Origin of the sequence: Flavobacterium ajazii (assembly GCF_010614725.1) — a bacterium.
Taxonomy (GTDB): domain Bacteria; phylum Bacteroidota; class Bacteroidia; order Flavobacteriales; family Flavobacteriaceae; genus Flavobacterium; species Flavobacterium ajazii.
The window spans coordinates 55,785-80,388 of the sequence record NZ_JAAEHL010000018.1; the positions used below are offsets into that span (position 1 = coordinate 55,785).

The 24,604-nt window shown below is 34.1% G+C and carries 20 protein-coding genes and 1 tRNA gene; 18 read left to right on the forward strand and 3 right to left on the reverse strand.

Annotation, left to right across the window (positions count from 1 at the left end; translation table 11 throughout):
- The first annotated feature begins 137 nt into the window (after positions 1 to 137).
- From GWR14_RS23135 to GWR14_RS23170, 8 genes are read left to right on the forward strand one after another with little or no spacing between them, the layout of a single operon-like run.
- Positions 138 to 773: a nitroreductase family protein gene (locus GWR14_RS23135; RefSeq protein ID WP_163411514.1), complete on the forward strand. Its 636-nt coding sequence runs from the start codon at positions 138 to 140 to the stop codon at positions 771 to 773.
- Positions 774 to 802: 29 nt separating this feature from the next.
- Positions 803 to 2,329, forward strand: a complete 1,527-nt coding sequence (locus GWR14_RS23140) for a pyridoxal phosphate-dependent decarboxylase family protein (protein WP_246236379.1) — start codon at positions 803 to 805, stop codon at positions 2,327 to 2,329.
- Complete coding sequence (locus GWR14_RS23145; RefSeq protein ID WP_163411515.1) at positions 2,307 to 4,748, forward strand: GNAT family N-acetyltransferase; 2,442 nt, start codon at positions 2,307 to 2,309, stop codon at positions 4,746 to 4,748. Before GWR14_RS23140 ends, GWR14_RS23145 begins: the two co-directional genes overlap by 23 nt.
- A gap of 17 nt (positions 4,749 to 4,765) precedes the next feature.
- Positions 4,766 to 6,136 (forward strand): lysine N(6)-hydroxylase/L-ornithine N(5)-oxygenase family protein, encoded by a 1,371-nt coding sequence (locus GWR14_RS23150; protein ID WP_163411516.1) that lies wholly within the window; start codon positions 4,766 to 4,768, stop codon positions 6,134 to 6,136.
- Between the two features lies 1 nt (position 6,137).
- Complete coding sequence (locus GWR14_RS23155; RefSeq protein ID WP_163411517.1) at positions 6,138 to 7,973, forward strand: IucA/IucC family protein; 1,836 nt, start codon at positions 6,138 to 6,140, stop codon at positions 7,971 to 7,973.
- The gene (locus GWR14_RS23160; protein ID WP_163411518.1) at positions 7,970 to 9,376 is read left to right on the forward strand and encodes an MATE family efflux transporter; all 1,407 of its coding nucleotides are present in this window, start codon (positions 7,970 to 7,972) and stop codon (positions 9,374 to 9,376) included. The genes GWR14_RS23155 and GWR14_RS23160 overlap by 4 nt, the downstream gene beginning before the upstream one ends.
- A gap of 33 nt (positions 9,377 to 9,409) precedes the next feature.
- Positions 9,410 to 9,652, forward strand: a complete 243-nt coding sequence (locus tag GWR14_RS23165; protein ID WP_163411519.1) for an acyl carrier protein — start codon at positions 9,410 to 9,412, stop codon at positions 9,650 to 9,652.
- Between the two features lie 17 nt (positions 9,653 to 9,669).
- Positions 9,670 to 11,058 (forward strand): AMP-binding protein, encoded by a 1,389-nt coding sequence (locus GWR14_RS23170; protein WP_163411520.1) that lies wholly within the window; start codon positions 9,670 to 9,672, stop codon positions 11,056 to 11,058.
- Between the two features lie 72 nt (positions 11,059 to 11,130).
- On the opposite strand, the gene GWR14_RS23175 is transcribed toward GWR14_RS23170, so the two are convergent.
- Entirely contained in the window at positions 11,131 to 13,470 is a 2,340-nt protein-coding gene (locus GWR14_RS23175) for a TonB-dependent receptor (protein ID WP_163411521.1), read from the reverse strand.
- Positions 13,471 to 13,644: 174 nt separating this feature from the next.
- Between GWR14_RS23175 and GWR14_RS23180 the strand changes: the two genes are divergently transcribed.
- Positions 13,645 to 14,760, forward strand: a complete 1,116-nt coding sequence (locus GWR14_RS23180; RefSeq protein ID WP_163411522.1) for a PepSY-associated TM helix domain-containing protein — start codon at positions 13,645 to 13,647, stop codon at positions 14,758 to 14,760.
- A 134-nt stretch (positions 14,761 to 14,894) separates the two neighbouring features.
- Positions 14,895 to 14,967: transfer RNA gene (locus GWR14_RS23185), tRNA-Met, on the forward strand.
- A gap of 72 nt (positions 14,968 to 15,039) precedes the next feature.
- Here the strand turns inward: GWR14_RS23185 and GWR14_RS23190 are convergent.
- The gene (locus tag GWR14_RS23190; RefSeq protein WP_163411523.1) at positions 15,040 to 15,507 is read right to left on the reverse strand and encodes a hypothetical protein; all 468 of its coding nucleotides are present in this window, start codon (positions 15,505 to 15,507) and stop codon (positions 15,040 to 15,042) included.
- Positions 15,508 to 16,013: 506 nt separating this feature from the next.
- Between GWR14_RS23190 and GWR14_RS23195 the strand changes: the two genes are divergently transcribed.
- The 8 genes from GWR14_RS23195 to GWR14_RS23230 all read left to right on the forward strand — a co-directional run bounded on the left by GWR14_RS23195 (position 16,014) and on the right by GWR14_RS23230 (position 23,404).
- Positions 16,014 to 17,525, forward strand: a complete 1,512-nt coding sequence (locus tag GWR14_RS23195) for a hypothetical protein (protein WP_163411524.1) — start codon at positions 16,014 to 16,016, stop codon at positions 17,523 to 17,525.
- 21 nt (positions 17,526 to 17,546) lie between these two features.
- Positions 17,547 to 18,263: a hypothetical protein gene (locus GWR14_RS23200; protein ID WP_163411525.1), complete on the forward strand. Its 717-nt coding sequence runs from the start codon at positions 17,547 to 17,549 to the stop codon at positions 18,261 to 18,263.
- 41 nt (positions 18,264 to 18,304) lie between these two features.
- Positions 18,305 to 18,742, forward strand: a complete 438-nt coding sequence (locus GWR14_RS23205) for a peptidase associated/transthyretin-like domain-containing protein (RefSeq protein WP_163411526.1) — start codon at positions 18,305 to 18,307, stop codon at positions 18,740 to 18,742.
- Between the two features lie 41 nt (positions 18,743 to 18,783).
- Positions 18,784 to 19,740 (forward strand): energy transducer TonB, encoded by a 957-nt coding sequence (locus GWR14_RS23210; RefSeq protein WP_163411527.1) that lies wholly within the window; start codon positions 18,784 to 18,786, stop codon positions 19,738 to 19,740.
- Between the two features lie 399 nt (positions 19,741 to 20,139).
- A complete protein-coding gene (locus tag GWR14_RS23215; protein WP_163411528.1) occupies positions 20,140 to 20,973 on the forward strand; it encodes an SDR family NAD(P)-dependent oxidoreductase in 834 nt (277 codons plus the stop codon).
- An 18-nt stretch (positions 20,974 to 20,991) separates the two neighbouring features.
- Positions 20,992 to 21,906 (forward strand): helix-turn-helix domain-containing protein, encoded by a 915-nt coding sequence (locus GWR14_RS23220; RefSeq protein ID WP_163411529.1) that lies wholly within the window; start codon positions 20,992 to 20,994, stop codon positions 21,904 to 21,906.
- A gap of 74 nt (positions 21,907 to 21,980) precedes the next feature.
- A complete protein-coding gene (locus GWR14_RS23225) occupies positions 21,981 to 22,562 on the forward strand; it encodes a TetR/AcrR family transcriptional regulator (RefSeq protein WP_163411530.1) in 582 nt (193 codons plus the stop codon).
- Between the two features lie 50 nt (positions 22,563 to 22,612).
- Positions 22,613 to 23,404 carry an SDR family NAD(P)-dependent oxidoreductase gene (locus tag GWR14_RS23230; RefSeq protein ID WP_163411531.1) on the forward strand — a complete coding sequence of 264 codons (792 nt, stop codon included), beginning with the start codon at positions 22,613 to 22,615 and terminating at the stop codon, positions 23,402 to 23,404.
- Between the two features lie 351 nt (positions 23,405 to 23,755).
- On the opposite strand, the gene GWR14_RS23235 is transcribed toward GWR14_RS23230, so the two are convergent.
- A complete protein-coding gene (locus GWR14_RS23235) occupies positions 23,756 to 24,595 on the reverse strand; it encodes an HvfC/BufC N-terminal domain-containing protein (RefSeq protein ID WP_163411532.1) in 840 nt (279 codons plus the stop codon).
- Positions 24,596 to 24,604: the final 9 nt, after the last annotated feature.

A 24,604-nucleotide genomic window follows, 5' to 3' on the forward strand; every position in this document is an offset into this window, starting at 1 on the left:
AATTTTTCATATTTATTTTTTTTATTCGTTTTAATTTATACTTTTGTTTTTACTTAGTCTAAATAAGATTTACTTACAAATATATTTTTAATTAATATAAATAACAATACTTTTCTTGTAAAAATTTTAAAAAAAATATGAAAGTTAAAGACAATCCCAGTAAAACAGGAGTCTCAGATAACTCTGACAAACCAAAAAAAATTTCAGAAAACATCCGTAACAGAAGAAGCATTTTTGGAGATCAATACATCAAAGGAGAATTACCTGATGAACTGCTCGATGAAATTCTAATAAATGCTACCTGGGCTCCCAATCACAAAATGACAGAGCCCTGGAGATTTATTGTGTTAAGAGGAAAATATCTTGAAGAATACGGAGAGTATATGGCTGATTATTACAAAGAATCCTATGCAAAAGAACTTAGTCCTGATGCATTAGAGAAAAAGCTGGATTTTCTACGGAATTATCCTTTAAATGCCGTATGCATGATTGGAATAATACTGGTTCGAAACACTAAAATTAATCTTCCGGAATGGGAAGAAATTGCCGCTGTGTCATCTGCTGTACAAAATATGGCACTCACTTGTACTGCTAATAACATTGGAAGTTACTGGAGTACCAAAAATGTGGCTATAGATTATGTGAGCGAATTTGGTCTTGGTGAAAACGAAAAGTCCTTAGGTCTCCTCTATCTGGGATATTATGATGATAACTTAAAAATATCAAAAAAGAAGAGAACTCCTTTATCCAAAAAAGTGATTTATCTGCAATAACTATTAACAAACCCTAAATGAAACCCATTATGAACAACGCATTAATGAATGATGAGGCACAAAAAAAATCGGTGCTTATTCCTGATCAGAATTATTATAAAGATATTTTTCATCAACACTCAAATGATGAATATTCCGAAGCCATACAATTAGCACAAGACCGTGTTTCGGATTTTTTAAAGAATAATCAAAAACCTTTCAGCGGAATCAGACCTGATGAAATGAAAGCGAAGGTAGAAAATGTGGATTTAGATACTCCCCTACCTGATTATGAAAGCCTACTGAATGAAGTAGATGAATTGTATGTAAAACATGCTACAGCCTATCATTTACCGGAATATATTGCGCATTTAAATTGCCCTGTCGTAATTCCGGCACTGGCTGCCGAAGTGCTAATCAGCGCCATAAATTCTTCTCAGGACACGTATGACCAAAGCGCCGGGGGAACTTTTATCGAACGAAAACTAATCGACTGGACCAGTAAACAAATTGGCTATTCGGAAAATGCAGACGGTATTTTTACTGCAGGAGGCTCTCAAAGTAACTTAATGGGATTATTGCTTGCAAGAGATTATTATTCACTTGAATATCAAAAATGGAACATCAAACTAGACGGATTACCACCAGACGCCAGCAAATTCAGAATTTTTGTTTCGGATAAAGCACATTTTAGCAATCATAAAAATGCCTGGATTTTAGGTCTTGGCGAACAGGCTATTGTGCATGTGGGTGTGGATGCCAGATATCGAATGGATCCAAAACAACTTGAAAAAGCAATTGCAGCTGAAATAGAAAAAGGCAATATTCCGGTTGCCATTACTGCTACTGCCGGAACAACCGATTTTGGAAATGTTGATCCGTTAACTGAAATAGCCAATATTGCCAAACGTAATAATTTATGGCTGCATGTTGATGCTGCATATGGCTGCGGATTATTGCTGACAGAAAAATACAGATATCTTTTAAACGGTATCGAACTTGCAGATTCTGTAACTATCGACTACCATAAATCTTTCTTTCAGCCTATCAGCAGCAGTGCTTTTATAGTAAAAAACAAACTGCATCTTAACATTATCAAGCACCACGCTGATTATCTCAATCCGAAAGAGCAGGATTATGATGCACTTCCGGCACAAATCAACAAATCGATTATTCAGAGTACACGTCGTTTTGATGCACTTAAACTTTGGTTTACGCTTCGCTATATGGGCAAAGAAAAACTGGGACAATATACAGACACCATCATCGAGACAACTCAGCAAACCGCTGAACATATAGAGAAAGATGAGAATCTGGAACTTCTGTGCCACTCTGATATGGGCGTATTGGTATTCCGTTATGTCAATGGTTTGGATCAGGCCAATTATTGCAACATCAACCAATATATCAAAGAAAAATTATTTTTTAGTGGAGAAGTTTTGGTTGCCAGTACTAAAGTAAATGGAAATTTCTATCTCAAATTCACCATTTTCAATCCATTGACTACGCTTAATGACATCAAAAACATTCTTAACCTCATTAAACAAAACGGAAATGACTACCAACAACTCAACTAATTTTCAGCAGCTGGCAGAGCAGGTTAATTTTAAGTCCCTGCTGAATTGTTTTTGCAGGGAATTCAAAAACTGGAGTCGTTATGAAGGTATTCCGAAATACGATCCTGCACTGGCTGATTATATGCAAACCATAAATCACAGCTCTTTGCTTCGATTTGATTTTACAGGCATCGGTCAGGAAGTTTTTGCTCCTTTGACTTATTTTTCAGAAAGCGGAGTTCATTCTTTTGGATTTCCAGTTGTTGCACGCAATTTTACATCTGATGAAATCAAAGAAATAAGTCCTTTGGATTTTGTAGAGTTTGTTGCTGCATTTGCCAAAAAAGAATATCCGGAACTGGATTCACTGCCTACGCAAAAACGTATGCAAAACAGTATTGATAATCTGGCTTTTTATCTGGAAGAGTATAAAAACAGTGATTTATCTGCCAACAGTTCTGAACAGACTTTTATCGAATCAGAACAATCACTGATTTTAGGGCACAGTGTACATCCTTTGCCAAAAAGCAGGGAAGGTTTTACTCACGATGAACTGAAAAAATATTCTCCTGAAACTGCAGGGCAATTTCCGTTGCATTTTTTCCTTATCCATCCCGATAATGTACTCGAAAAAAGTGCTGAAGATTATCTGATGACAGATTATCTGAGAAATGAAATTTCAAAATATGCAGATAACAGCACTAAAGAATTACTGATTTTGCATCCGGAATGGAAAGTCGTTCCTACGCATCCTTGGGAAGCAGAATATCTTTTAAATCAGGCTGAAGTAAAAGAAATGCAGTCCAAACAACTCTTGTTCAGTCTGGGACAATTCGGACCATCGTATACCGCAACCTCATCGGTTCGTACGGTTTACAATGCCGAAAGCGAATGGATGTATAAATTTTCCCTTCATGTTAAAATCACCAATTCTTATCGCGTAAATTACCTTCATGAATTAAACCGTGGTTATGATGCCAGCGAACTCATGAAAACGGATTGGGGAAAAGGAATCCAAAAAGACTATCCCGAAGTGCAGCTTATTTGCGATCCGGCATACATAACAGTTATTTACCAGGATAATGTGATTGACGGTTTTAGTACAAGTGTACGTCAAAATCTTTTTCACGGAGCCAATGCTAAGAAAAATGTCAGTATGGTCGCTTCTTTATCTCAGGATGGTGTTTTAGGCGAATCAGCCAGAATACTGAATATCATTAACGAATCGGCAAAACGACAGGACAAAGAGGTTTCTGATACAGCTATCGAATGGTTTAAACAATACCTCCAAGTTACTTTGCATCCGTTAGTAGGCATTTTCAATAAATACGGATTTGGAGCAGAGTTTCATCAGCAAAATATACTTATTGAATTTGATGACCATCTTTTACCTTCCAAAATGTATTTCAGGGACAATCAGGGCTATTTTTTCCGTCAGGGAATAGTTGAGGAACTGCAAAAGATAATTCCTGATTTTGGCAGTGAAAGCAGGTCATTTATAGCCGAAAGCCGCATCATTAACCTTTGGGGTTATTATCTTTTGGTAAATCACCTGTTCGGAATTGTAAATGCTTTAGGCAAAAACAAACTGGCAGAAGAATCTCAGCTTCTTAACCTGATATATGAAGCATTCCAAGCTGAAGAAGAAGCTGATACCACAGGTCTTGCTTCGCATTTCCTAAACAGTACTCAACTGTTTGCAAAATGTAATCTGCTGACCAGCCTTAACAATATGGATGAAGCCAGTGCACCAAGAACCAATCCGGCGGTATATTTAAATTATCCAAATCCGCTGAACAAGTACTTTCTTTCTAAACAATTGATTCAGCCGGAAGGAACGGATATAGTTTTTAGCCGATACTTCGAAAAGGAAAATGTAACGATAACACTTCGTCCGGTTGATCCTGACCGTGATTTAGAAATGCTGCACGAATGGTTTCATCGTGAACATGCTTTGAAAATCTGGCAAATGAACTGGCCAATCAAGGATTTGGAACTATTTTATCGCACTCTGCTTCCCGGAGATGTTTCGCACAGTTATATTGGTGAAGCCAATAGTGTACCTACTTTCAACATGGAAGTATATTGGGCGAATCGTGATATTGTTGGGGGCTATTACGACTCCCTCCCATCCGATTACGGAACGCATTTGTTTATCGCTCCAACAGATTCTAAACTGAAATTTACTTCTGCTGTAACACAATCTATGATGGATTTTGTCTTTGCAGAATCCAAAGTTGGAAAAATGGTAGGTGAAGGCGCAATAGATTCGCTCGCATCTATGATAAACAAAGCGCAAATGGGTTTCAAAATTCAGAAAGTAATTGAGATGCCTCACAAAAAAGCCAACCTTAATTTTTGTTACAGAGAATGGTATTGGGTAAAATTTCCCGCTGCTAAAAATTTTCAGAACATTCCCGTTTCAGCACCCCAGGTTTAATCAATAAAAAAAGTAAAATGAGTACAGAAAAAATATATTCGGTCATAGGTATCGGAATTGGTCCTTTTAATCTTGGCCTTGCCGCCCTTATGGAACCCGTAGACGAGCTTTCATCCCTGTTTTTTGATCAGTCAGAAAGTTTTGACTGGCATCCGGGATTGATGTTAAATAATGCCACACTTCAGGTTCCGTTTTTAGGAGATCTGGTTACCATGGCAGATCCTACAAGTAAATACACGTTCCTGAATTTCATCAAAGAAAGCGGACGTTTGTATAAATTCTACATTCGTGAAAATTTCTTTATTTTCAGAAGAGAATACAATGAATATTGCAAATGGGTCGCTTCTAAACTTGATAATTTAAGATTTTCTCACAAGGTTGTTTCTCTGGATTATACTGATGGTTTGTATAAAATTATGGTCATCAATACACAAACTTGTATAACCTCAACCTATTATGCCGAAAAAATTGTTTTAGGAACCGGAACTTCTCCATATGTTCCTGATTTTATTGAGAAAAAGGAGTTATCAAATGTAATTCACGCTTCGAAATATTTATATTCCAAATCAAGAATTAAAAACAATAATTCCGTAACAATTATTGGTTCAGGACAGAGTGCTGCAGAAGTTTTTAAAGATCTTCTGCCTGAAACGGAGAATGGTTTACAACTGAAATGGTTTACCCGTTCTTCTCATTTCTTCCCTTTGGATAATAAATCAAAACTGACTCTGGAACTGACTTCTCCGGAATATGTAGATCATTTCCACAGTCTGACGTATGAAAAACGAAAACAGCTTTTATCCCGACAACACGGACTTTATAAAGGTATCGATCAGGAACTGATCAATGAAATTTTTGACAGTTTGTATGAAATGAGTTTAGAAAACAAACCTCTGAATGTCGAATTGCGTTCTAATCTTCGTCTTACTGCTGTTGATGAAGATTCGGACGGTTCCTATAATCTGGATTTCATGCACACAGAACTGGAACAGCCTTATGAAGATCAAAGTGATTATATTATTCTGGCAACAGGTTATACCTATAAAGAACCGGAGATTATTAAAGGAATTGAAAACAAAATTAAGCGCCTTGATAATGGCTTATTCAATGTAAATCGTAATTACACTATTGACAAAGAAGGTAAAGACATTTTTGTTCAGAATGCGGAACTGCACACCCACGGTCTTTCGACACCCGATTTGGGCATGGGACCTTATCGAAATTCTATCATTATCAACCAACTGGCAAACCGTGAAGTTTATAAAGTGGAGAAACGTATTGCTTTCCAGGAATTTGGCGTAATGAAATCATCCGATTTTTTAGAAACCAATGCTATGGAATTAATAAATGAGTCTCTGGATGTTGAAGCATTAATAAAAACGAACTAAGATGATTACTTCTGAAAATATATTTAAAGATGCGCAACATCTTAATGCGGGGATTTGGAACAAAGTAAACCGCAATCTGCTGGCAAAAAGTATCGCTGAATTAATGCGTGAAGATTTAGCAAAACCACAAATCATAAGCGAGCAGGAAGACGGCCTTACCCATTTCAAATTAGCCACTGATAAAGAGAATATTTATTATACTTTTTCTGCTTACCCAAGATTTATTAATTACTGGCATATTGTAAAAGAAAGCATTCGAAGAAATGAAAACGGAAAAGAATCCGATACTATTGATGTTCCTAATTTCTTTATCGAACTTCAGGAAACTTTTGGTATCAATTCCTTTACGCTGGCTCATTATGCCGAAGAATTACTGCATACTTTATATTCCGATGCTTTTATCCATTCACAAAAACGTTTATCAGCAGCAGAACTGGCAGATGCAGATTTTCAAACTATAGAACATAGCCTGGATGGACATCCGTGGGTAATTGTAAACAAAGGACGCATTGGTTTTGATTCACAGGATTATCAAAACTTCTCTCCTGAATCAGGTCAGAATACCCGTTTAGTGTGGATTGCTGCTCATAAAAGCCGTACTACTTTTCGTTTGTTAGAAAGTATGGATCAGCAACGTTTTTTCGAAGATGAACTGGGCAAGGAAAAAATAAATTCTTTTAGAGCTGTACTGACTAAAGCAGAAGTAAATCCGAATGATTACATCTTTATTCCGGTACATTCCTGGCAATGGCAGAATAAACTTGTAATGCAGTTTGCACATGATATTGCTGCGAAATTCCTGATTCCTTTGGGACTTTCTGATGATTGGTACAGTCCTCAGCAAAGCATTCGTACGTTCTTTAACCAAAGTCAGCCACAAAGACATTATGTAAAAACAGCGATGTCTATATTGAATACCAGCCACATCAGGGGATTATGTGCCAAACAATTATCTATTGCACCTAAATTAACCGACTGGATAAAAAATTTATTAGAAAAAGATCTTCATCTTCAAAACATGGGCGTTGTACTACTAGGAGAAGTCGTATCGGTAAGTTATACACATCCTAGTTACAGTAAAATTGAAAATCCGCCTTATCAGTACAATGAGTTTTTGGGAGCGATGTGGAGAGAGAGTCCGATAAATTTTCTAAAACCCGGAGAAAATCTGATGACGATGGCGGCTTTATTATATGTAGATAATCAGGGCAAAAGTCTTGTTCAGGAACTGATTGAAAAATCGGGTCTTTCTACAGAGCAATGGCTTAAAGCTTATATGACCGCTTATCTTAAACCAGTGTTGCAAATTTATTATCAACATTCTCTATGCATTGATCCGCACGGGCAAAACGTAATTCTTATTTTAAAAGATTATGTCCCTGTCCGTATCGCTTTGCAGGATTTTGTGGGTGATATCTTAATCAACGAAGAAGGCAAGAAAAAACTGCCTCAGGAATTCATTGATAATATGTTCAATGCATCTCCAAATCCTGAAAATGCTCCACTGGTTATTCTAATAGCTGTTTTTGATGCTTTTTTCAGATACCTAAGTGATATCTTAATCACGACTGCAGATTATTCTGAAGTTTCTTTTTGGAATTGTGTTTACGAAATCATCACAGAATATCAGGAAGAGCATCCCGAGCTACAGGATATGTTTGAAAAATATAATTTATTGATTCCGGAATTTAAGCGTCTTATTTTCAATAGCCGACGCTTATTTAATGGTTATGAAGAAACTTCAGGATTTCCACACATGAAAAAAAGCGGTTTTATTCCCAATCCTTTATATCAATTAGTAACATCCGAACTGGAAACATCAAAAGAAAATTCATGAAAGAAGCCTTATTCAAAACACGTACCTTCTTTAGTCTTTTAAGGCATTCCATATCGGGCAAGGAAAGTAATTTTACCTCAGGCAGTATCAACAGAACGATTATTTTATTGTCTGTGCCAATGGTTGCCGAATTGCTGATGGAATCTCTATTTGTGTGTTCAAACCTGTTTTTTGTCAGCAGACTAGGAACCAATGCCATTTCTATTGCTGGTGCTACGACTACTTTTATAACATTTTGCTATTCGGTTTCTATAGGATTAGGAATTGCGGCTTCGGCTATGATTTCCAGAAGAATTGGGGAGAAAAAGTTTAAAGCTGCAGGACAAACCGCTATGCAGGTCATTTACATCACAACTCCAATTGCTGTACTTATCAGTATCGTTTGTACTATCTGGACAACCCAAATTATGGCACTTATGGGGCTCTCTCCAGCCATGATTCAGGAAGGATATAGTTATGGAGCAGTCATGTTTGCTTCCAGTGGATTTCTGATCCTGCGAATCGTAATCAACGGAATATTTCGCGGAGCCGGTGATGCTTCTACCGCTATGCGGGTATTATGGGTCTCGAATGCACTGAATATCATTTTATGCCCCATCTTCATTTTTGGCTGGGGAATCATTCCTGCTTACGGGTTACTCGGAGTTGGAATCGCAACCTTAATCGCCCGATTGATTGGAGTTCTTTATCAGGCCTGGTACCTTATCAGAGGCAAAACAGTAATGAAAATCGGTTTGGCACAATTGGTATTCTATCTGGAAATTTTCAAAAGAATCCTCAAACTGGCTTTTAGTGGAACTGTTCAGTTTATTATTCCTGCTTCCAGCTGGGTATTCATGATCAAAATTATGTCCCACTTTGGAGAAAATGCTCTGGCGGGTTACATTTTAGCACAAAGAGTAACCTCAATAGCGACAATGCCTGCCTGGGGACTTGGAAATGCAGCCGGAATATTAACCGGACAGAATCTCGGAGCCAGACAGCCAGACCGTGCCGAAAAGTCGGTTTGGAGAGCCGGAATGCTGAATATGGGATTTTTGGTTTTTATTGCTGTCTGCTGGATATTTCTGGCAGTTCCTGTAGTAAAGATTTTTACAGATAACCCGGAAGTGATTTCTCAAAGTACGATGTACATTCATTTTATTTCCATGGCGTATGTTTTATTAGGCTACACTATGGTTATTTCCAGAGCGCTCAATGCTGCTGGAGAAGTAAAAGTTGTTACCTGGCTTTATATTTTGATGTTTTATATCGTACAGATTCCTTTTGCCTACGTCTTGGGAATTTATTTTGATTTAGGCTCCAATGGTGTTTTTACAGCTATTCTCCTTTCAGAAATTGTACTGGCCGTTGCCTGTATTATCATCTTTCGTAAAGGAAAATGGAAGACCATCAAAATTTAATAAACCCCAAATTAATTTTAAATAATAAAAAATATGAATACAACAGAACAATTACACAGCGTATTTTCAAGAGCTTTTGAAATACCTGTTGAAACTATAAATGACGAGTTAGAATATCAGGGAATCGCCGAATGGGACTCTATGAGTCATCTGGTACTGGTTGAAGAACTGGAAAGAACCTATAATATATCAATAGACATGGAAGATATTCTGGATATGGGAAGCGTTGAAAAAATAAAAGGTATCCTTAAAAAACACGGATTTGAAATTAATTAGAAACCAAAATTAGAATCATGGAATTATATGAATTAATCTCAAAAAACGAAAACTTAATCTTTACGGATGCTGCTACAGGTGCTTCTAAATCGATACAACAAATGCATCAATCACTCGAAATTGATGATTTACGATCTGTCGTTTTTATTTATAACGACAATCAGTTACCTGCTATTGAGACTTTATTGAATTTTTATCCAAGCCGATATACCATTGCATTACTGGGACAGGGAACCAATACTGATTTCAAGGAAAACTTAGAAGCTAAGTATACTCCTTATTACATTTATGATCCGTCAAGAACTGTTATTGAAGGCTATACCGCAGTAAATGTTTCTGATACTATAATGCTTTTCAGACGAAATGAAAATTCAATTTATCCGATACATCCCAAAGTTAAGTTACTCCTGAGTACTTCCGGAACAACGGGGTCTCCAAAATTTGTGCGGCTTTCTATTGATAATCTGGTACAAAATGCCAAATCTATCTTAGCATATCTGCCTATAAAAGAAGATGATATCGTGCCTTTGAATGTCCCTGTTCATTCGGTATTTGGATTGTCTATTTTTCATACGAATTGTATTAAATCACATCAGATTGTATGTACGGATAAAGATCCTTTTCAAAAAGAATTCTGGTCAGATTTGAAGCATTATGGATATTCGACTTTAGGAGGTGTGCCTTATTTTTATGAAATGCTGAATAGTATCGGTTTTTTCAGAAAAGACTATCCTTCATTACGTTATTTCACTCATGGAGGTGGAATGCTGAGTCATAAATTAGTAGAAATTATTTCAGAATACACCGAAAAGTTTGGTAAACAATTCTTCGCACAATACGGGCAAACCGAGGCCAGCGGACGTATGTCGTTTTTACCTCCAAAAGACCTGTTAAGAAAGGCAAGTTCTATTGGGAGGGCTATTCAAAACGGGCGTTTCGAAATCGACAATGAAACCTCTGAACTGATTTATTATGGCCCAAATATTTTTGGCGGTTATGCCGAAAGAAGAGCCGATTTGCAGTTTTATGATCAGCAAGAAAAACTGCATACAGGTGATCAGGCAAGAGTAGATTCTGAAGGCTTTTATTTTATTACCGGCCGTTTAAAAAGAATCGTAAAGCTATTTGGTACCCGTATCAATCTGGATGAAATTGAATTGCTGCTTAAAAACACGCTTGGAGGACAAACTTTTATTTGCCTGAATATCCATGATAAACATTTAGCTGTGTTATATACAGATGAAAACGTAAACAAAGAAGTAATTGCAAACGTTTTAAAAGCAAAACTGAGCCTTCATTCCAGTTCCTTAAAAGTAATTTACTTAGATAATGTACCGCTTACTGCTAACGGAAAGGTAAATTATCCTGTTATTAAGGAATCTCTCGAATCTGAGATAGCAGTGTAAAACTTATAAATCATAACCAAAAAGACCTCTATCCTTGCGAATAGAGGTCTTTTTTATTGGTATAAAAACAGTTTAGAACTTAAACGTCAGACTTCCCAAAATAGTTGTAGGTGCCTGAGGTGCTGCCCAAGTACTCCAATATTTTTCATTAGTTAAATTATCTACCTTAAGTCCCACTCTCCATGTTGGCTGCTCGTAAAATACGGTTGCGCTATAAATAGTATAAGACGGAATATAAAACGTATTAGCAGTTGTCAGATAACTTTCATCTACATAATTTGCACCAAAACCTACGCCTAAACCTTTTAACTTATTTTGAAGTTTATAAGAAGCCCAAAAATTCGCAACGTGTTCAGGAGCATCAGCTGCTTTATTTCCTTCTATAGCTTTATTAGCATCACTTGTTTTTTCGATGCGGTTATCATTATATGCATAACCTGCTGTAATATCTAATCCAGGAATTGGATTTGCAAGAAATTCAAATTCAACTCCTTTACTTACTTGTCTTCCATCCTGTTGGTAAACTAAATCAGCTTGTCTTATTAATGCGTTATCGTTTGTAATCTCATAATAACTTACTGTTGTACTTAATTTTTTGTTGAACAATTCCGCTTTTATTCCTGACTCCCATTGATTAGCATACAGAGGATCCGGAACAAATTGTGTACCGTCCGGCTGATTTACAGGAGCAATATTCTGGAATCCATTCATATAATTACTGAACAGAGAAAGCTGATCTTTTAGAATTTGGAATACTACACCACTTTTGGGAGATACTGAAGTTTGTTTGTATCCTGCTACTGTACCACTTTGTTTACGCTCAAAATCATCAACGCGCAAACTTGCCATAAGAAACAGCCTGTCTGCAACACCAAAAACATAAGAAGCATAAGAACTTATCGTATGCTCATCTCTTCCTGCTCTGATAACCGGTGCTAATAATACTGCATCAATATCTTTTTTTCTAACCGGAACAAAATTAGTTGTTACGTCAATTGTTCTAAATGGAGCTGTTGGGGTTGGAGTAGATGAAAATGTATCTGAATAATATCTGTAATTTGCACCTGCAACTAATTTATGTGAAAAGATTCCAGTTTTAAATTCCCCATTAATATTTTCCTGAATATTAGTATAGTTACTTGATATTGGTCCAAACACAGTAGCACGAATAGTAGCTGTAGTTGGAGAAGTATAGGTTGGCAACACCTGATAACTATACTCTACATTTTCACCCACATAAGAAAATAACGTAGTCGATTTCCAGTTATCTGATATTTGATATTCTGCCTGTACGAAAGCTTTTGAAGCTGTAGATTTAGCATCGGCATCATCATGTACCAATGATTTTTTGTAATCTAATTTAATATCGGCTGGGTTTGTTACTCCTGATGTAGCAGTTGCCCCTGGATATAAAGGTTTAGTACTTTTCGCATTATATAGCTCAGCATCAATATTAAAAGTAAGTTTATCTGTTGCTTTGAAAGTAAGACTTGGAGTAAAAGACAAAGTATTAGAATACCCGTAATCAAGGAAACTTTTTGCTTTATTTACCCCTACATTAAGTCTGAAAAGTACTTTTTTATCTTTGGTAAGCGGTGTATTGATATCTGCAGTAAGCTGATGTGTACCGTAACTTCCAGCAGTATATCCTACTTCAGTAGCTGTGGCTTCAAACGGTTTTTTAGTAACTAAATTGACAACACCACCAAAAGAAGATGCAGAAGAACCAAATAAAGTTCCTGAAGGCCCTTTTAATATTTCAATTCTTTCAATATTTGCAATACCAACAGAAGAACGACCTGACAACGTTTCCATTCCGTTTCTGGCATTAATACCAACAGTAAAACCTCTAAAAATAAGTGCAAAACCTCCTGAAGGATAATTAAGCGGTACAACTCCTGGAGCATTTCTCATAGCAGTTGTGATATCGATTGCTACCTGCTCCTGAAAAAGCTCTTTATGGATTACATTGTACACCTGAGGATTTTCAAGGTTTTTCAGCGGCATTCTCGCCACTGTTTGTGTTTTTTTCGATAATAAACTTTTTCTACTGCTAATTACAACTTCCTGTAATTCTTTGTTTGAAACTTTTAGCTGCAGATTAACCGTTGCAGTTTTATCATCTTCAACTGTAACTTCCTGTTCAGAAGTTTCATAACCAGCTAAAGATATTTGGAGGGTATAGGTACTGGCTTTTACCCTGTTTATTTCAAAAAAACCGCCATCATTCGTAAAAGTTCCATATTTTGAGTTTTTAAGAATAATGTTTACATCTTCGGCAGGCTGCCCGTCAGAAGTTGTGATTTGCCCCTTTATCTTTCCGTGATTTTGTTGACCAAAAGATGAAATGACTATAAATAAAAAGCTAATGCTAAATAAAAATTGTGATGTTCTTAAACTAAGATATTTCATTGATTTTTAAATTTGGTTAGTATTTGTTTTTATTCATTCTAAATAAAAACTGTGCAAAAGTAAAAATTAATAGTTGTTTAACAAGTAAATATCTTTATTTATTTAGATTCATAACAAAATATTTAAAATTTAGTCTAAATAAGTATAGATTTGCAGTAATAATTCAAATAGTACATGAAGAAAAAATTGAAGAAAAAAATTGGACAATTACACCTTTTGTTAGGACTTGCTTCAGGTCTTATTTTATTTACAGTAGCTTTGACAGGCAGTCTTTTGGTATTCGAAAAAGAAATCGACCAATTTATCAATCCCGAATTTTATAATGTATCTAATGTCGGCAACAGTAAAAAAACAATTGATGATTGTACTGCTGACATTCAGAAACAATATGGCATTGAAAAAATAAACCGAATTGTAGTTTACAACGATCCTAAGCGTACTATGACAATTGTGGGTAAAGACAGCGAAGGAGATAGCCAGATTTTCTCGGTAGATCCTTACACAGGAAAAGTACTTGGGACTATTGCGCAGGAAAACCGGTTTTTCTCTATTGTTTTAAATATACACAGACATCTGTTAATGGAAGATATTGGTGAAATTATTACCGGATGTTCCTGTTTAATTTTTGTATTCATGCTGATTTCGGGAATTGTTTTATGGTGGCCCAAAAAAGCTAAAAACCTGAAACAGCGTCTTACTGTTAAATGGAAAGCCTCTTTTAAAAGAGTCAACTGGGATTTTCATTCGACTTTTGGATTTTACACTTTCCTATTTTTACTGATTATTGCTCTGACAGGATTAACATGGTCATTTAAATGGTTTGAAAACGGAATGTATTTTATAGCCAACGGTAGTACGGAAAAACCTTCTCCGAAAGTAGAAAACCCAACTAAAATTGATCCTCAATCTGATAAAACTGCTTTTTATCAGACGCTATATCAAAAAACTGACAGTATATTTCCATACAAAGGCAACATCCAAATCAGAATGCCGGCAGATACTATCAACAGTATACTGGTGCTAAAAGAAAACTTAGAGTTCAGTATTCCAAATCAGTCGAGTGCTATTTATTTTGACAAATACACCGGCAAAGGTATCGAGATCAGACCATATGAATCCTTTTCGAGAGGAGACAAACTGAAACGACTGGTTTATCCCATCCATACCGGAAGCATTTATGGCTATCCAACTAAAATACTTGCATTCATTGTTTGTCTTTTTGCTGTAACCTTACCCATTACTGGTTTATTGATTTGGCTTGGGAAACGAAAAAAGAAAACAGCTCATTAATTTATAAAACTAGATTTTCATTTTTTAAATCATTATAAATTAACGACTTATTAAAATTAATGATGTTAAATTAAAAATTTCCAGAATTTTCTTTGCATAACCGTATTTAGTGTGTATCTTTGCACCCGAAACATCGCGGGATAGAGCAGTAGGCAGCTCGTCGGGCTCATAACCCGAAGGTCACAGGTTCGAGTCCTGTTCCCGCTACACAGACAAAAAGCTTCAGAGAAATCTGGAGCTTTTTTTATAATGTATGGTTCAGATTATTAAATTAGATTTTTAATAACAAAGTTTCCTTTTTACTTTGGTTATGACAAAATCTCCATTATCATATAATAAATACTTTATAATATATTCTTCATAACCATAATTTGTTGAAAAATATAATTTAAAAGAATAATTTACAATGTCCAAAATTCGCACATAAAATAATGGTGAATTCTCCGAATTATGTTTCAACGTCAAATTATCGTTTACATTCTTAATATCATCTAAGATTTTTCTAGAAATCTTTAATATCTTTTCTTCGTTTTCAATAAACCTATCAATAAAATGTATTAAATATGAATTGAAATCATAACCTTCAATAATGTATTTTTTAGAAATTATTTTTTCCTTAAAGGAGAATTGATAATTGAATTTACGGAAGTCATTATCTGCAGACATTTCAGCCTTAGTTTCCCATATTCTTTCATCTATAGTTTGTCTAAAAATTAATACCCTATTATTTTTAGTTTTTATTTCCATTAGATAATTTTTCTAGATTTTGTTTGCTAATAAATATTACACATTGATTAATCTTCAAATATATGGATATGTAAACCAAAAAAGCAGAAAAAGAAGTAAACTAAATTTTTACAATTTGCTTTTTCTAACTCCTTGGATAGTTTTATCTTTCAAAAATAAATTTAATATGTGCATTTTATTGTCTGGTAATAATCATGAAAAAATCGGTTAGATATTTCAATGCTTCCCGCTACTAAAAAATATAAAGCCTGAGAAATCTAGATTTCTCAGGCTTTTTTGTGGTTCAAAAAATCTTGTTTCAATTGCTTCAATTCTTAGACTCCTGTATTTACAAGAAAATTTGGTTCGAGTCCCGTTAAGTCAAAATTCTAAGACATTTGAAAATATATCTCTTAACTGTCCCAACCTTTTATATTACAAAAGCATCTATCTAAGTAGAAACTGGAAAAAAAAAAATCATTCCTTCTTCTAAAAATGCTATCTTTCTCTAATTAAATTATTATTTGATGATTACAAAATACTCTAAGAAATCACTTTTCATTTTTGTTCTTGTGGTTCAGATCTGTTTCAGTCAAAAAACCTTTAAAATAAAAGAAGGTCAATTACAATTTATTAATGCTGATAAAGGGATTATCATAAAAAAAGGAGATCTCTATTATAAATTGCAGTTGCCTAACATGAATGATTACGAATCCCTATCTGAAGGTTTTAAGTATGAATTAGACGAAGTCACTTTAGAAGAAATAAATGAAGTCAAAAAAGATAGCGGGACAATTTTTTCGTCAGATATTACAGAAGTTGACTTTAAGAATTTAGACACTAAAAAGATTATAACTAAAAATAAAAGTGGTGAGGAAAATTATCAATTATATAAGTATAATAAAAACTTCTTAACCATAGATTTCATTAAGAATTCATCCCAAAAACCTTCGAAGCAGTTTTTAATGCATTATTGTTTTCTGGATTTTGGAGATCACAAAAGAATAATTTTGCATGATGAAGGCTTAATTGCACCAGAGAAAGAAAAAATGCTCTTTTTGTTCAAGAAAAATGACTTAAACAAGCCTTTCAAAAATTATATAACAGAAAAACGCAACAGCCTTACTCCTCCTGAAGTATTTTACACAAATAGAGCTGAAGTGCAACTTAATAATGGTTTCTACAGAACGGATACCACATGGCATAAGAAATTAAAAATTAAAGATATTTATAATCAAAACGTCATAAACAAAACATTTGATTCTATTGCTTTTAATGACTTTTTTATCGCTGGTTATCGAAAAGGAAAAATCAATCTTTACAATTATACTTTTCAAAATCTAAACATAGAAAACCTAAAAGCCTGTAGCTTCATTAAACACATTCCTATGATGCAAATTATTGAAAAAAATTCTTTGAGAAGAATAAATTTAACCGGAAAAGATTCCAAAATAAGCGATTACAATATAGAAGGGACGCCTTTCAGTGTTAGTTTTTCAGATTATTTTGATAGTCAGAAAGCTGAATTTAAGATCATTCAAGAAAAGGAATCATTCTATTTGGAACCATACTCTATCTCAATTAGTTCTATAGTTCCTAATGTCCGAAAGTTTCGAAAAGATTTGAAACTATTGAATTCTAATGAATTTGAAACTGTTCAGTTTTTAGATGAAGTTGCATCAATAACATTACTGTCTGAAATAACAGGTCATAGTATTCAGCATCCAATCACGATCTATACAAAACTCAAAAATGGAAAATATAACTTAACCACAATTGAATACTTAATCGCAGAAAATCCAAGTGAAGAAATAGTAGCATTTAATGATAAACTACCTAAAAACTTAGATTCAATTCAAGCAATCGATGAACAAACTTATTTAATTGAAAAAGCAGGATTATTTACATTTTACCCAATAACAAAAGAAATAAAATATAAAAAACTTGAAAACTTTAACGAGAATTTTGCACGTTTTGAATTGCCAAATGGACAAAAGGGCTGGCTGGATTTAAAAGGGAATGAATATTTGGATAACTAAATAGAAAAAAAACAATTAACTATGAAAAAACTATTTCGACTATTATATTCTCTGCTGTTTGTTTCTTGCATTTCAGAAAACAAACCTCTGGAAATTGAAACTAAAAATACTATTGGAATTGGGATACTGGAAATTAACTCCCATGAAGCATTACCTATATATTTATCTAAAAATCTTGATGAAGTAATCGATACCATAACTTTTGACCAGGTTTATCTGGGAAAAAACAGCGGGAGCATCGAAATCAATTCAAGTGTTTTAAAAACAAAATTCAAACCTTATGCCATATCTGCCAGTTCAGGCACAGCTGAAAGTGAAGGCCGCATCAATATAGGTTTAGGTAGTTATGGAACAACTTTAAAATTTACGGTAATTGAATCAAATCCTAAATATTTTAAAGTGATCTTAAATGAAAAAACTAAAGAAATTGGATATATTAAAGCTGGAAAAGAGATTGAGAAACAATATGACTATAACAGCTGGAAAAGTTATCTCCAAAATGTACAAATGATAACTATTGATAATAAAACCGCCATTTATAACAGTCCAGGCGGATCAAAAATAAATCTAATTGATGATTGTGCTCTAAAAGTAACAGATGTTCAAAATGAATGGGCTGAAATTAAACCTGCCGAAAATATTGTTGGAAGTAAAAAATACAAAGGCATTAAGGGATGGATAAAATGGCGTGATAAGGATACAATTAAAGTTAGAATAATTGTGCAAATTATTGACTAAAAGTCTGCAAAAGGCAGGTTTCGAATATTTAAAAGTAATTCATGAAAAAAATTATACATCTATTTTTCTTTCATCTAGCTATTCTGTCGTTTGCGCAGGACACAGGAACAAAAACCAAATTAATCAGAGGGTTCGTTTTTGATAATTCCGAGTATGCAAGCATTCCTTTACCAGCTGCTGAAGTTCCAATTGAAATAATAGGAACGGAAAGAAAGACAAAAACAGACAATGATGGCAAATTTGAAATTAAAGCAAAAGAAGGTGATGTGTTAATTATTCAAGGAGACTTTATTAAAACCAAAAAAGTTTTAATTACAGATAAAAACTGCTATGAAATTAATCTAGGTACAGTGACCGGTACTGGATTGATCTATTTTCAAAGTAAAAAAGCAGCTAGACAAAACAGTAGATTCTATCGTAAATTAGTAAAAAAGTTGATAAAAAAGATTGATAGTGGCTTTTATGACTGCATTGATTAAAGCGACAAAACTCATTGTTTCAACAATATAAAATGTAACTCATGAAAACAATATTTTTTATATTCTTAAGCGTTTTTTCAATCGCAAATGGTCAAAATAAAAAGACTAATAACGCAGTAAAAGATATTACTTTAAAAATTCCTGAAGGCTATACCAAACGTAAATGGGTTGAGTCATCTCCAATTTGTGGTACTGATGATTATGTATATGTTCCAGATGCAGACAACTACGCTTATGGTTTTTATAATAAGAATAATCAAATTTATTGCCAAGGCAAATTAACAAATATTGATGGCAGTAACTTTAAGAGAATTGGACCTGATTATTTTAAAAACAATACCAATGTTTATTATTATACATGGAATTTAGGTTTGAAGAAAATTGAAGGCATCGATGTGGCTTCAGCAAATTATTCTGATTGGTTTATTGCCGACAAAAACTATTTATACATTAAAACTTCAAAAGTAATTGAGAGTACAGATTTAAAACTAATATCAGATTATATAATTTACAAAGAAGGTGTTTCTACAATAAATAATGAGAAGAATTTCCTTAAAGAACAATATTACTTATTCAAAAATATTAAAGGATATTGGATTGTCAAATCTTCCGATATTGTATCCTACAATTTTTTAGGAAAAACGTATAGTCATAAATGGGATATCGTTTATAAAAAAGAAGAAGCTGTCTATAGTAATACAGATGTAGATGTTCTACCTAATTTTCCTGGCGGAATAAGTGGATTTAATGGCTTTGTAAATAAAAATTTCAAAGTGGAAGAAAAAGATCTGAAAGGAAAAATTTATTCAACCTTTATAATTGAAAAAAACGGAACTTTATCTGATATAAAAATCCTCCAAGATCTTGGTTATGGAACCGGAAAAGAACTTATTAGAGTTTTAAAACTATCTCCTAAATGGAACCCAGGAATTAAAGATGGAAAAAAAGTAAGATGCTTTTATTCGATACCTTACACAGTAAATACATCACTTGATTAAGTCATATTTATTCTTTCTAAATCCTCTGGAAAATGATTCGATAATTGTCCCGTTAGGGCTACTACTTTAAAGTAAAAGCCTGAGAAATCTAGATTTTTCAGGCTTTTTTTGGTTCGATAAAATTTATTTGAATTTTTAAAATTTTAAAAAGCCAGTATTTTCAATACATTATGATTCGAATCCCGTTAGGTTAACCCTACTAATTCAAACCGCAAATAAAGTACTAAAAGATTAACTTAGAAATCTCAACACGAAATCCCAGCTCCGTGCCATTTCTATATGTTTTTGAAACCTACTATTATATCCTTGCACTAGATTTGAACACAAGATTGCCCTTTTTAAACACTTTTAGAAATCCTTTCTTTCTGAATTTTGCATATATAATTAAAATTCAAAAATATGAGCAATCAAAAAGTATGGTTTATTACTGGAGCATCCAAAGGAATGGGACTTGAAGCTGCAAAAGCCGTTTTGAAAAATGGAGATAAAGTTGCGGCAACATCCAGAAATATAAATGAACTTATAAATCAAATTGGAGTTCAAAATACTTCATTTCTTCCGTTAGAAGTTGACATCACAAATGATAATGAGGTGAAAAAAGCAATTCAAACTGTCATTAATGCATTCGGAAAAATTGACGTTGTCCTGAACAATGCAGGTTATTATCTCGTAGGGAGCATTGAAGAAATTAGTTACGAAGAATTCAAAAAAACGATTGATGTCAATTTATTTGGAACCGTAAATGTGATTCGAAATGTAATGCCATTTTTACGCCAGCAAAAGTCTGGACATATTTTGAATATTGCTTCAAATATGGGCTATATTGGTTATGCGAATACAGGAAGTTACAACGCCGCAAAGTTTGCTGTTATCGGACTTTCAGAAGCCTTGGCTCAGGAAACAAAACAGTTTGGAATTAAAGTTACTGTTATCGCACCGGGAATGTTCCGCACCAATTTCATGAGTGACAGCACTTTGATTACAGCTAAAAACAAAATAGAAGCGTATAAGGTAGAAGAACACATAAACATTTTAAAGAGTTTTAACGGAAACCAGCCAGGAGATCCCAAAAAATTAGCAAAAGTTCTTATTGTTATCACGCAATTACCTTCTCCGCCGCTTCATCTAATTTTAGGAAGCGATAGCTACAATTCTATTATAGAAAAACGTAAAAACGAAACACAGGAAATCGAACTGTGGAAACATCTTTCGTTGTCCACCAATTTCGATTAATTTGTAAATTTCCATCAAATGAAAAAGCCTTCTCTCCATAAAATCCAAACTATTTCAGAGCTGCATCAATTATTTGCGCTTCCTAAACCGGATCATCCTCTGGTCAGCGTTATAGATTTTGCTCTTTTAAGTTATAAGCACAGTGATGTATGGAGCCACTTTACAAATGATTTTTACTGCATTACCATAAAAAAAGGCATCAAAGGAAAATTGAAATATGGCCAGCGCGATTATGATTTTAATGAGGGCATGATGACGCTTACAAAACCAGATCAGGTTTTTTCTGTTATCCAGACAAATGATAATCCTGTTACTGGTTTTATGCTTGTATTTAAAGCCGATTTGATACGACACTATCCACTCGGAAAAATGATTGCCAATTATGGATTCTTTTCCTATTCGATTGCAGAAGCATTGCATCTTTCTGACAAGGAAGATGCAATTATTACCGGACTTCTGACACAAATGCAGGAAGAACTTAAAAACAATATTGATCACTACAGTCAGGATTTAATAGTCTCCCATATTGATTTGCTGTTAAATTATACCAACAGATTTTACGGCAGACAGTTTATCACAAGAAAAAATTCAAATCATGATTTAGTGAGCCGTTTGGAACAATTGCTTTCGGATTATTTTGAGCAGGATGAAACCCGCTTAAACGGACTTCCGACAGTTCAGTATTTATCTCAGGAATTAAATATTTCTTCCAGTTATCTTGGTGACATGCTTCGAAATCTTACTGGCTTAAACACACAGCAGTATATTCATAATTATCTTATTGAAAAATCAAAACAACTGCTTTCCACCACAAGCATGACTGTAAATGAAGTAGCTTTTTCGTTAGGATTTGAATATTCCCAGTCGTTTAGCAAGCTTTTTAAAAAGAAAACGGGATTGACACCGATTCAATTCAGACAATCATTTAATTAAAATTTATGATTTTTAAGTTTGGATGTAAAGCAATTATTCATATTTTTATATCAATCATTACAAAATAAAATAAAATGCGGGGAAGGCCGACAATCTACGATGATTCTAATATCATAAAAAAGGCTCAGGAAATCTTTTGGCAGAAAGGCTACAGTGCCACTTCTTTAAGTGATTTACAGAAAGCAACTGGCGCAGGTGCAGGCAGTTTTTATAATACTTTTAAAGGAGGTAAAAAAGAGGTTTTCCAAAAAGCTGTACAAGAGCGCAGACTGGCATTTGATTCTTTTAAAAGCCAATTGGAAATTAGCGAATCTCCATTAGAGCTAATCAAAGATTTTTTTAGAAGCATAGCCGATACCTCTAAAGAGGAACACTTGAAAGGATGCATTATTGCCAATACCGTAGTTGAGATGACGTATATTGATGAAGATCTAGAAGCAAGCGCGGTCCAAATTTTAACAGAAGTAGAGCAAATGTTTACTGAAGCTATAAAACAAGAACAGATAAAAGGGAAGCTGCAAACACAAACATCTCCAGAAATACTGGGGAAATATTTAATGACATTTTGGTGCGGACTCAACACTTTACGAAGAATGTATCCCGACAAAAATGTCTTAAAAAACCAGATTGAAATGCAATTAGCTGTTATCAGCTAATTTTTTTGATTATTTATGTATCAATCATTACAAAATAAATATTATATAAAATGAACTTAAAATTAGAAAGAAAAAGAGCTTTCATCAGCGGATCAACACAGGGAATTGGTTTTGCAATTGCACGGCAATTATTATCAGAAAAAGTCGAAGTGATTATCAATGGAAGAAATGAGGAAAAGATAAATGAAGCAGTCTTTAAATTAAAAACAGAGTTCCCTGCAGCCTCTATCTCTGGTATTAAAACTGACTTCGAAAAAAAAGAGGAAGTAGATGTATTATTAGACAAGCTTACCGATATCGACATATTAGTCAATAATATTGGAATTTTCGAATTAAAGAATTTCGAAGATCTTGCAGATGAGGATTGGCATAGAATCTTCGAAGTCAATGTAATGAGCGCTGTACGTCTTTCGAAAAGACTTTTACCGCAAATGCTTGAGAAAAAATCAGGAAGAATTATTTTTATAAGCAGTGAGTCTGGAGTAAATATTCCCGGAAACATGATTCATTACGGAATGACTAAAGCCGCAATGATGGCTGTAAGCAATGGTTTATCAAAACTAACAATTGGAACTGAGGTTACTGTAAATACAATTCTAGGCGGTCCCACCTATTCTGATGGCGTAGCATCTACAATAGAACAAATTGCGTCAATGCAGAATATTGAAACCGAACAAATGAAGAACATTATTATACAGCAGACAAATCCACATTCTCTCTTACAGCGTTTTATAAATCCCTCTGAAATTGCTTCATTGGCTGCATATCTAGCAAGTCCATTATCAATTGCAACAAATGGAGCTTCAATAAGAGCTGATGGAGGTGTATTAAAAACTGTTTAAAACAACTAATTTTAAACAAAGTCTTCGTAGAAATTCAGTATTTCAACATTAAACCCTTATGATACATACTAAACCGATTCTGAACAAAAATTAAAGATAATCTTCTTATTGCATCATTTATAAACTGGCTTGAAAATTGTTCAATAAGGGTTACTTTATAAAGCATAAGTGCAAGTGACTGCTATGAGATTTAAACCGAAAATTTAATATTTTCTGATATTTATTTTGTTTAAGTCATCCTGAAAATGGTTCGAGAATTGTCCCGTTAGGCTACAACGATAAAGAGGCTGTCCACTTTAGACAGCCTCTTTTATTTTCTTTCCGTTTTAGGATTAAGCTGATAAAATCTCGTTACACTCTAAAAAAATGAGAATCCAGCCAGCGTTCTTTCCAACTGCTCCATACCTGTTCAAATTGGACTGTATTGTCTTTATAATGAATCTTAAACCATTCTTTTGTCTCAATCATATTCTTACTCTCTTTTAAAAGACACAGAAAATCATACTGCTCTTTGTGCAGATCGTAAATGGACAGTTTAAATTTGTGCCTTAACACCACGCAATAACTTTCTTTTCCAAAAGGCAGAACGGGATTTTTTCCATTTTTGAATTCGTGATAATACTTTCGGACAGGAAACCGAAACTTAAACAAAGTAAACACAGGTACCAACTTTAGTTGATCTTCGGATGTATCGATTGCCGCTAATTGATAATTTTCTTCTGCTTTCTCTTCAAAAAGAACACCAATCGCATATTCAAACCGGGCCAGTTCAATCATAAAATCAATCCAGTCTTCTTTTACATCTTCATTGGCATCAGGTCTGTTATTTTCAAGATAGTCTGTAAATTGATCTCCCAAAAAAGATAAATTATAATTAGTAGAAGGTTTTGAAGCCAGATAGTCATCAGCGAAAGCGCAAAAAATAGCTTCTCCTAAAGCATATTCCAATGCACTAAACTGCTGCGACATACAATTTCGTAATCGTGCTATATAACTTCGCTGGTAGATAGCTAAATGTTCCTGAGCAGTGAGTTTTTCTGAATGACAAATCACGTCTTCAATTGAAGCAGCATTTGTAGCATTCGAAAGCAAATCACTGGGTTTTATTCCTGTTTGCTGATAAGGATCAAGCAAAAGCTGCTGCATCCATTGCTGAAATTCTTTTAGTGGTATTTTTACCGTTTTCTGCATCTTTGGAGT

Excerpts from the sequence above, each read along its gene's own strand:
- GWR14_RS23135 (WP_163411514.1), top strand. The coding sequence starts at position 138 with ATGAAAGTTAAAGACAATCCCAGTAAAACAGGAGTCTCAGATAACTCT.
- GWR14_RS23140 (WP_246236379.1), top strand. The coding sequence starts at position 803 with ATGAACAACGCATTAATGAATGATGAGGCACAAAAAAAATCGGTGCTT.
- GWR14_RS23145 (WP_163411515.1), top strand. The coding sequence starts at position 2,307 with ATGACTACCAACAACTCAACTAATTTTCAGCAGCTGGCAGAGCAGGTT.
- GWR14_RS23150 (WP_163411516.1), top strand. The coding sequence starts at position 4,766 with ATGAGTACAGAAAAAATATATTCGGTCATAGGTATCGGAATTGGTCCT.
- GWR14_RS23155 (WP_163411517.1), top strand. The coding sequence starts at position 6,138 with ATGATTACTTCTGAAAATATATTTAAAGATGCGCAACATCTTAATGCG.
- GWR14_RS23160 (WP_163411518.1), top strand. The coding sequence starts at position 7,970 with ATGAAAGAAGCCTTATTCAAAACACGTACCTTCTTTAGTCTTTTAAGG.
- GWR14_RS23165 (WP_163411519.1), top strand. The coding sequence starts at position 9,410 with ATGAATACAACAGAACAATTACACAGCGTATTTTCAAGAGCTTTTGAA.
- GWR14_RS23170 (WP_163411520.1), top strand. The coding sequence starts at position 9,670 with ATGGAATTATATGAATTAATCTCAAAAAACGAAAACTTAATCTTTACG.
- GWR14_RS23175 (WP_163411521.1), bottom strand. The coding sequence starts at position 13,470 with ATGAAATATCTTAGTTTAAGAACATCACAATTTTTATTTAGCATTAGC.
- GWR14_RS23180 (WP_163411522.1), top strand. The coding sequence starts at position 13,645 with ATGAAGAAAAAATTGAAGAAAAAAATTGGACAATTACACCTTTTGTTA.
- GWR14_RS23190 (WP_163411523.1), bottom strand. The coding sequence starts at position 15,507 with ATGGAAATAAAAACTAAAAATAATAGGGTATTAATTTTTAGACAAACT.
- GWR14_RS23195 (WP_163411524.1), top strand. The coding sequence starts at position 16,014 with ATGATTACAAAATACTCTAAGAAATCACTTTTCATTTTTGTTCTTGTG.
- GWR14_RS23200 (WP_163411525.1), top strand. The coding sequence starts at position 17,547 with ATGAAAAAACTATTTCGACTATTATATTCTCTGCTGTTTGTTTCTTGC.
- GWR14_RS23205 (WP_163411526.1), top strand. The coding sequence starts at position 18,305 with ATGAAAAAAATTATACATCTATTTTTCTTTCATCTAGCTATTCTGTCG.
- GWR14_RS23210 (WP_163411527.1), top strand. The coding sequence starts at position 18,784 with ATGAAAACAATATTTTTTATATTCTTAAGCGTTTTTTCAATCGCAAAT.
- GWR14_RS23215 (WP_163411528.1), top strand. The coding sequence starts at position 20,140 with ATGAGCAATCAAAAAGTATGGTTTATTACTGGAGCATCCAAAGGAATG.
- GWR14_RS23220 (WP_163411529.1), top strand. The coding sequence starts at position 20,992 with ATGAAAAAGCCTTCTCTCCATAAAATCCAAACTATTTCAGAGCTGCAT.
- GWR14_RS23225 (WP_163411530.1), top strand. The coding sequence starts at position 21,981 with ATGCGGGGAAGGCCGACAATCTACGATGATTCTAATATCATAAAAAAG.
- GWR14_RS23230 (WP_163411531.1), top strand. The coding sequence starts at position 22,613 with ATGAACTTAAAATTAGAAAGAAAAAGAGCTTTCATCAGCGGATCAACA.
- GWR14_RS23235 (WP_163411532.1), bottom strand. The coding sequence starts at position 24,595 with ATGCAGAAAACGGTAAAAATACCACTAAAAGAATTTCAGCAATGGATG.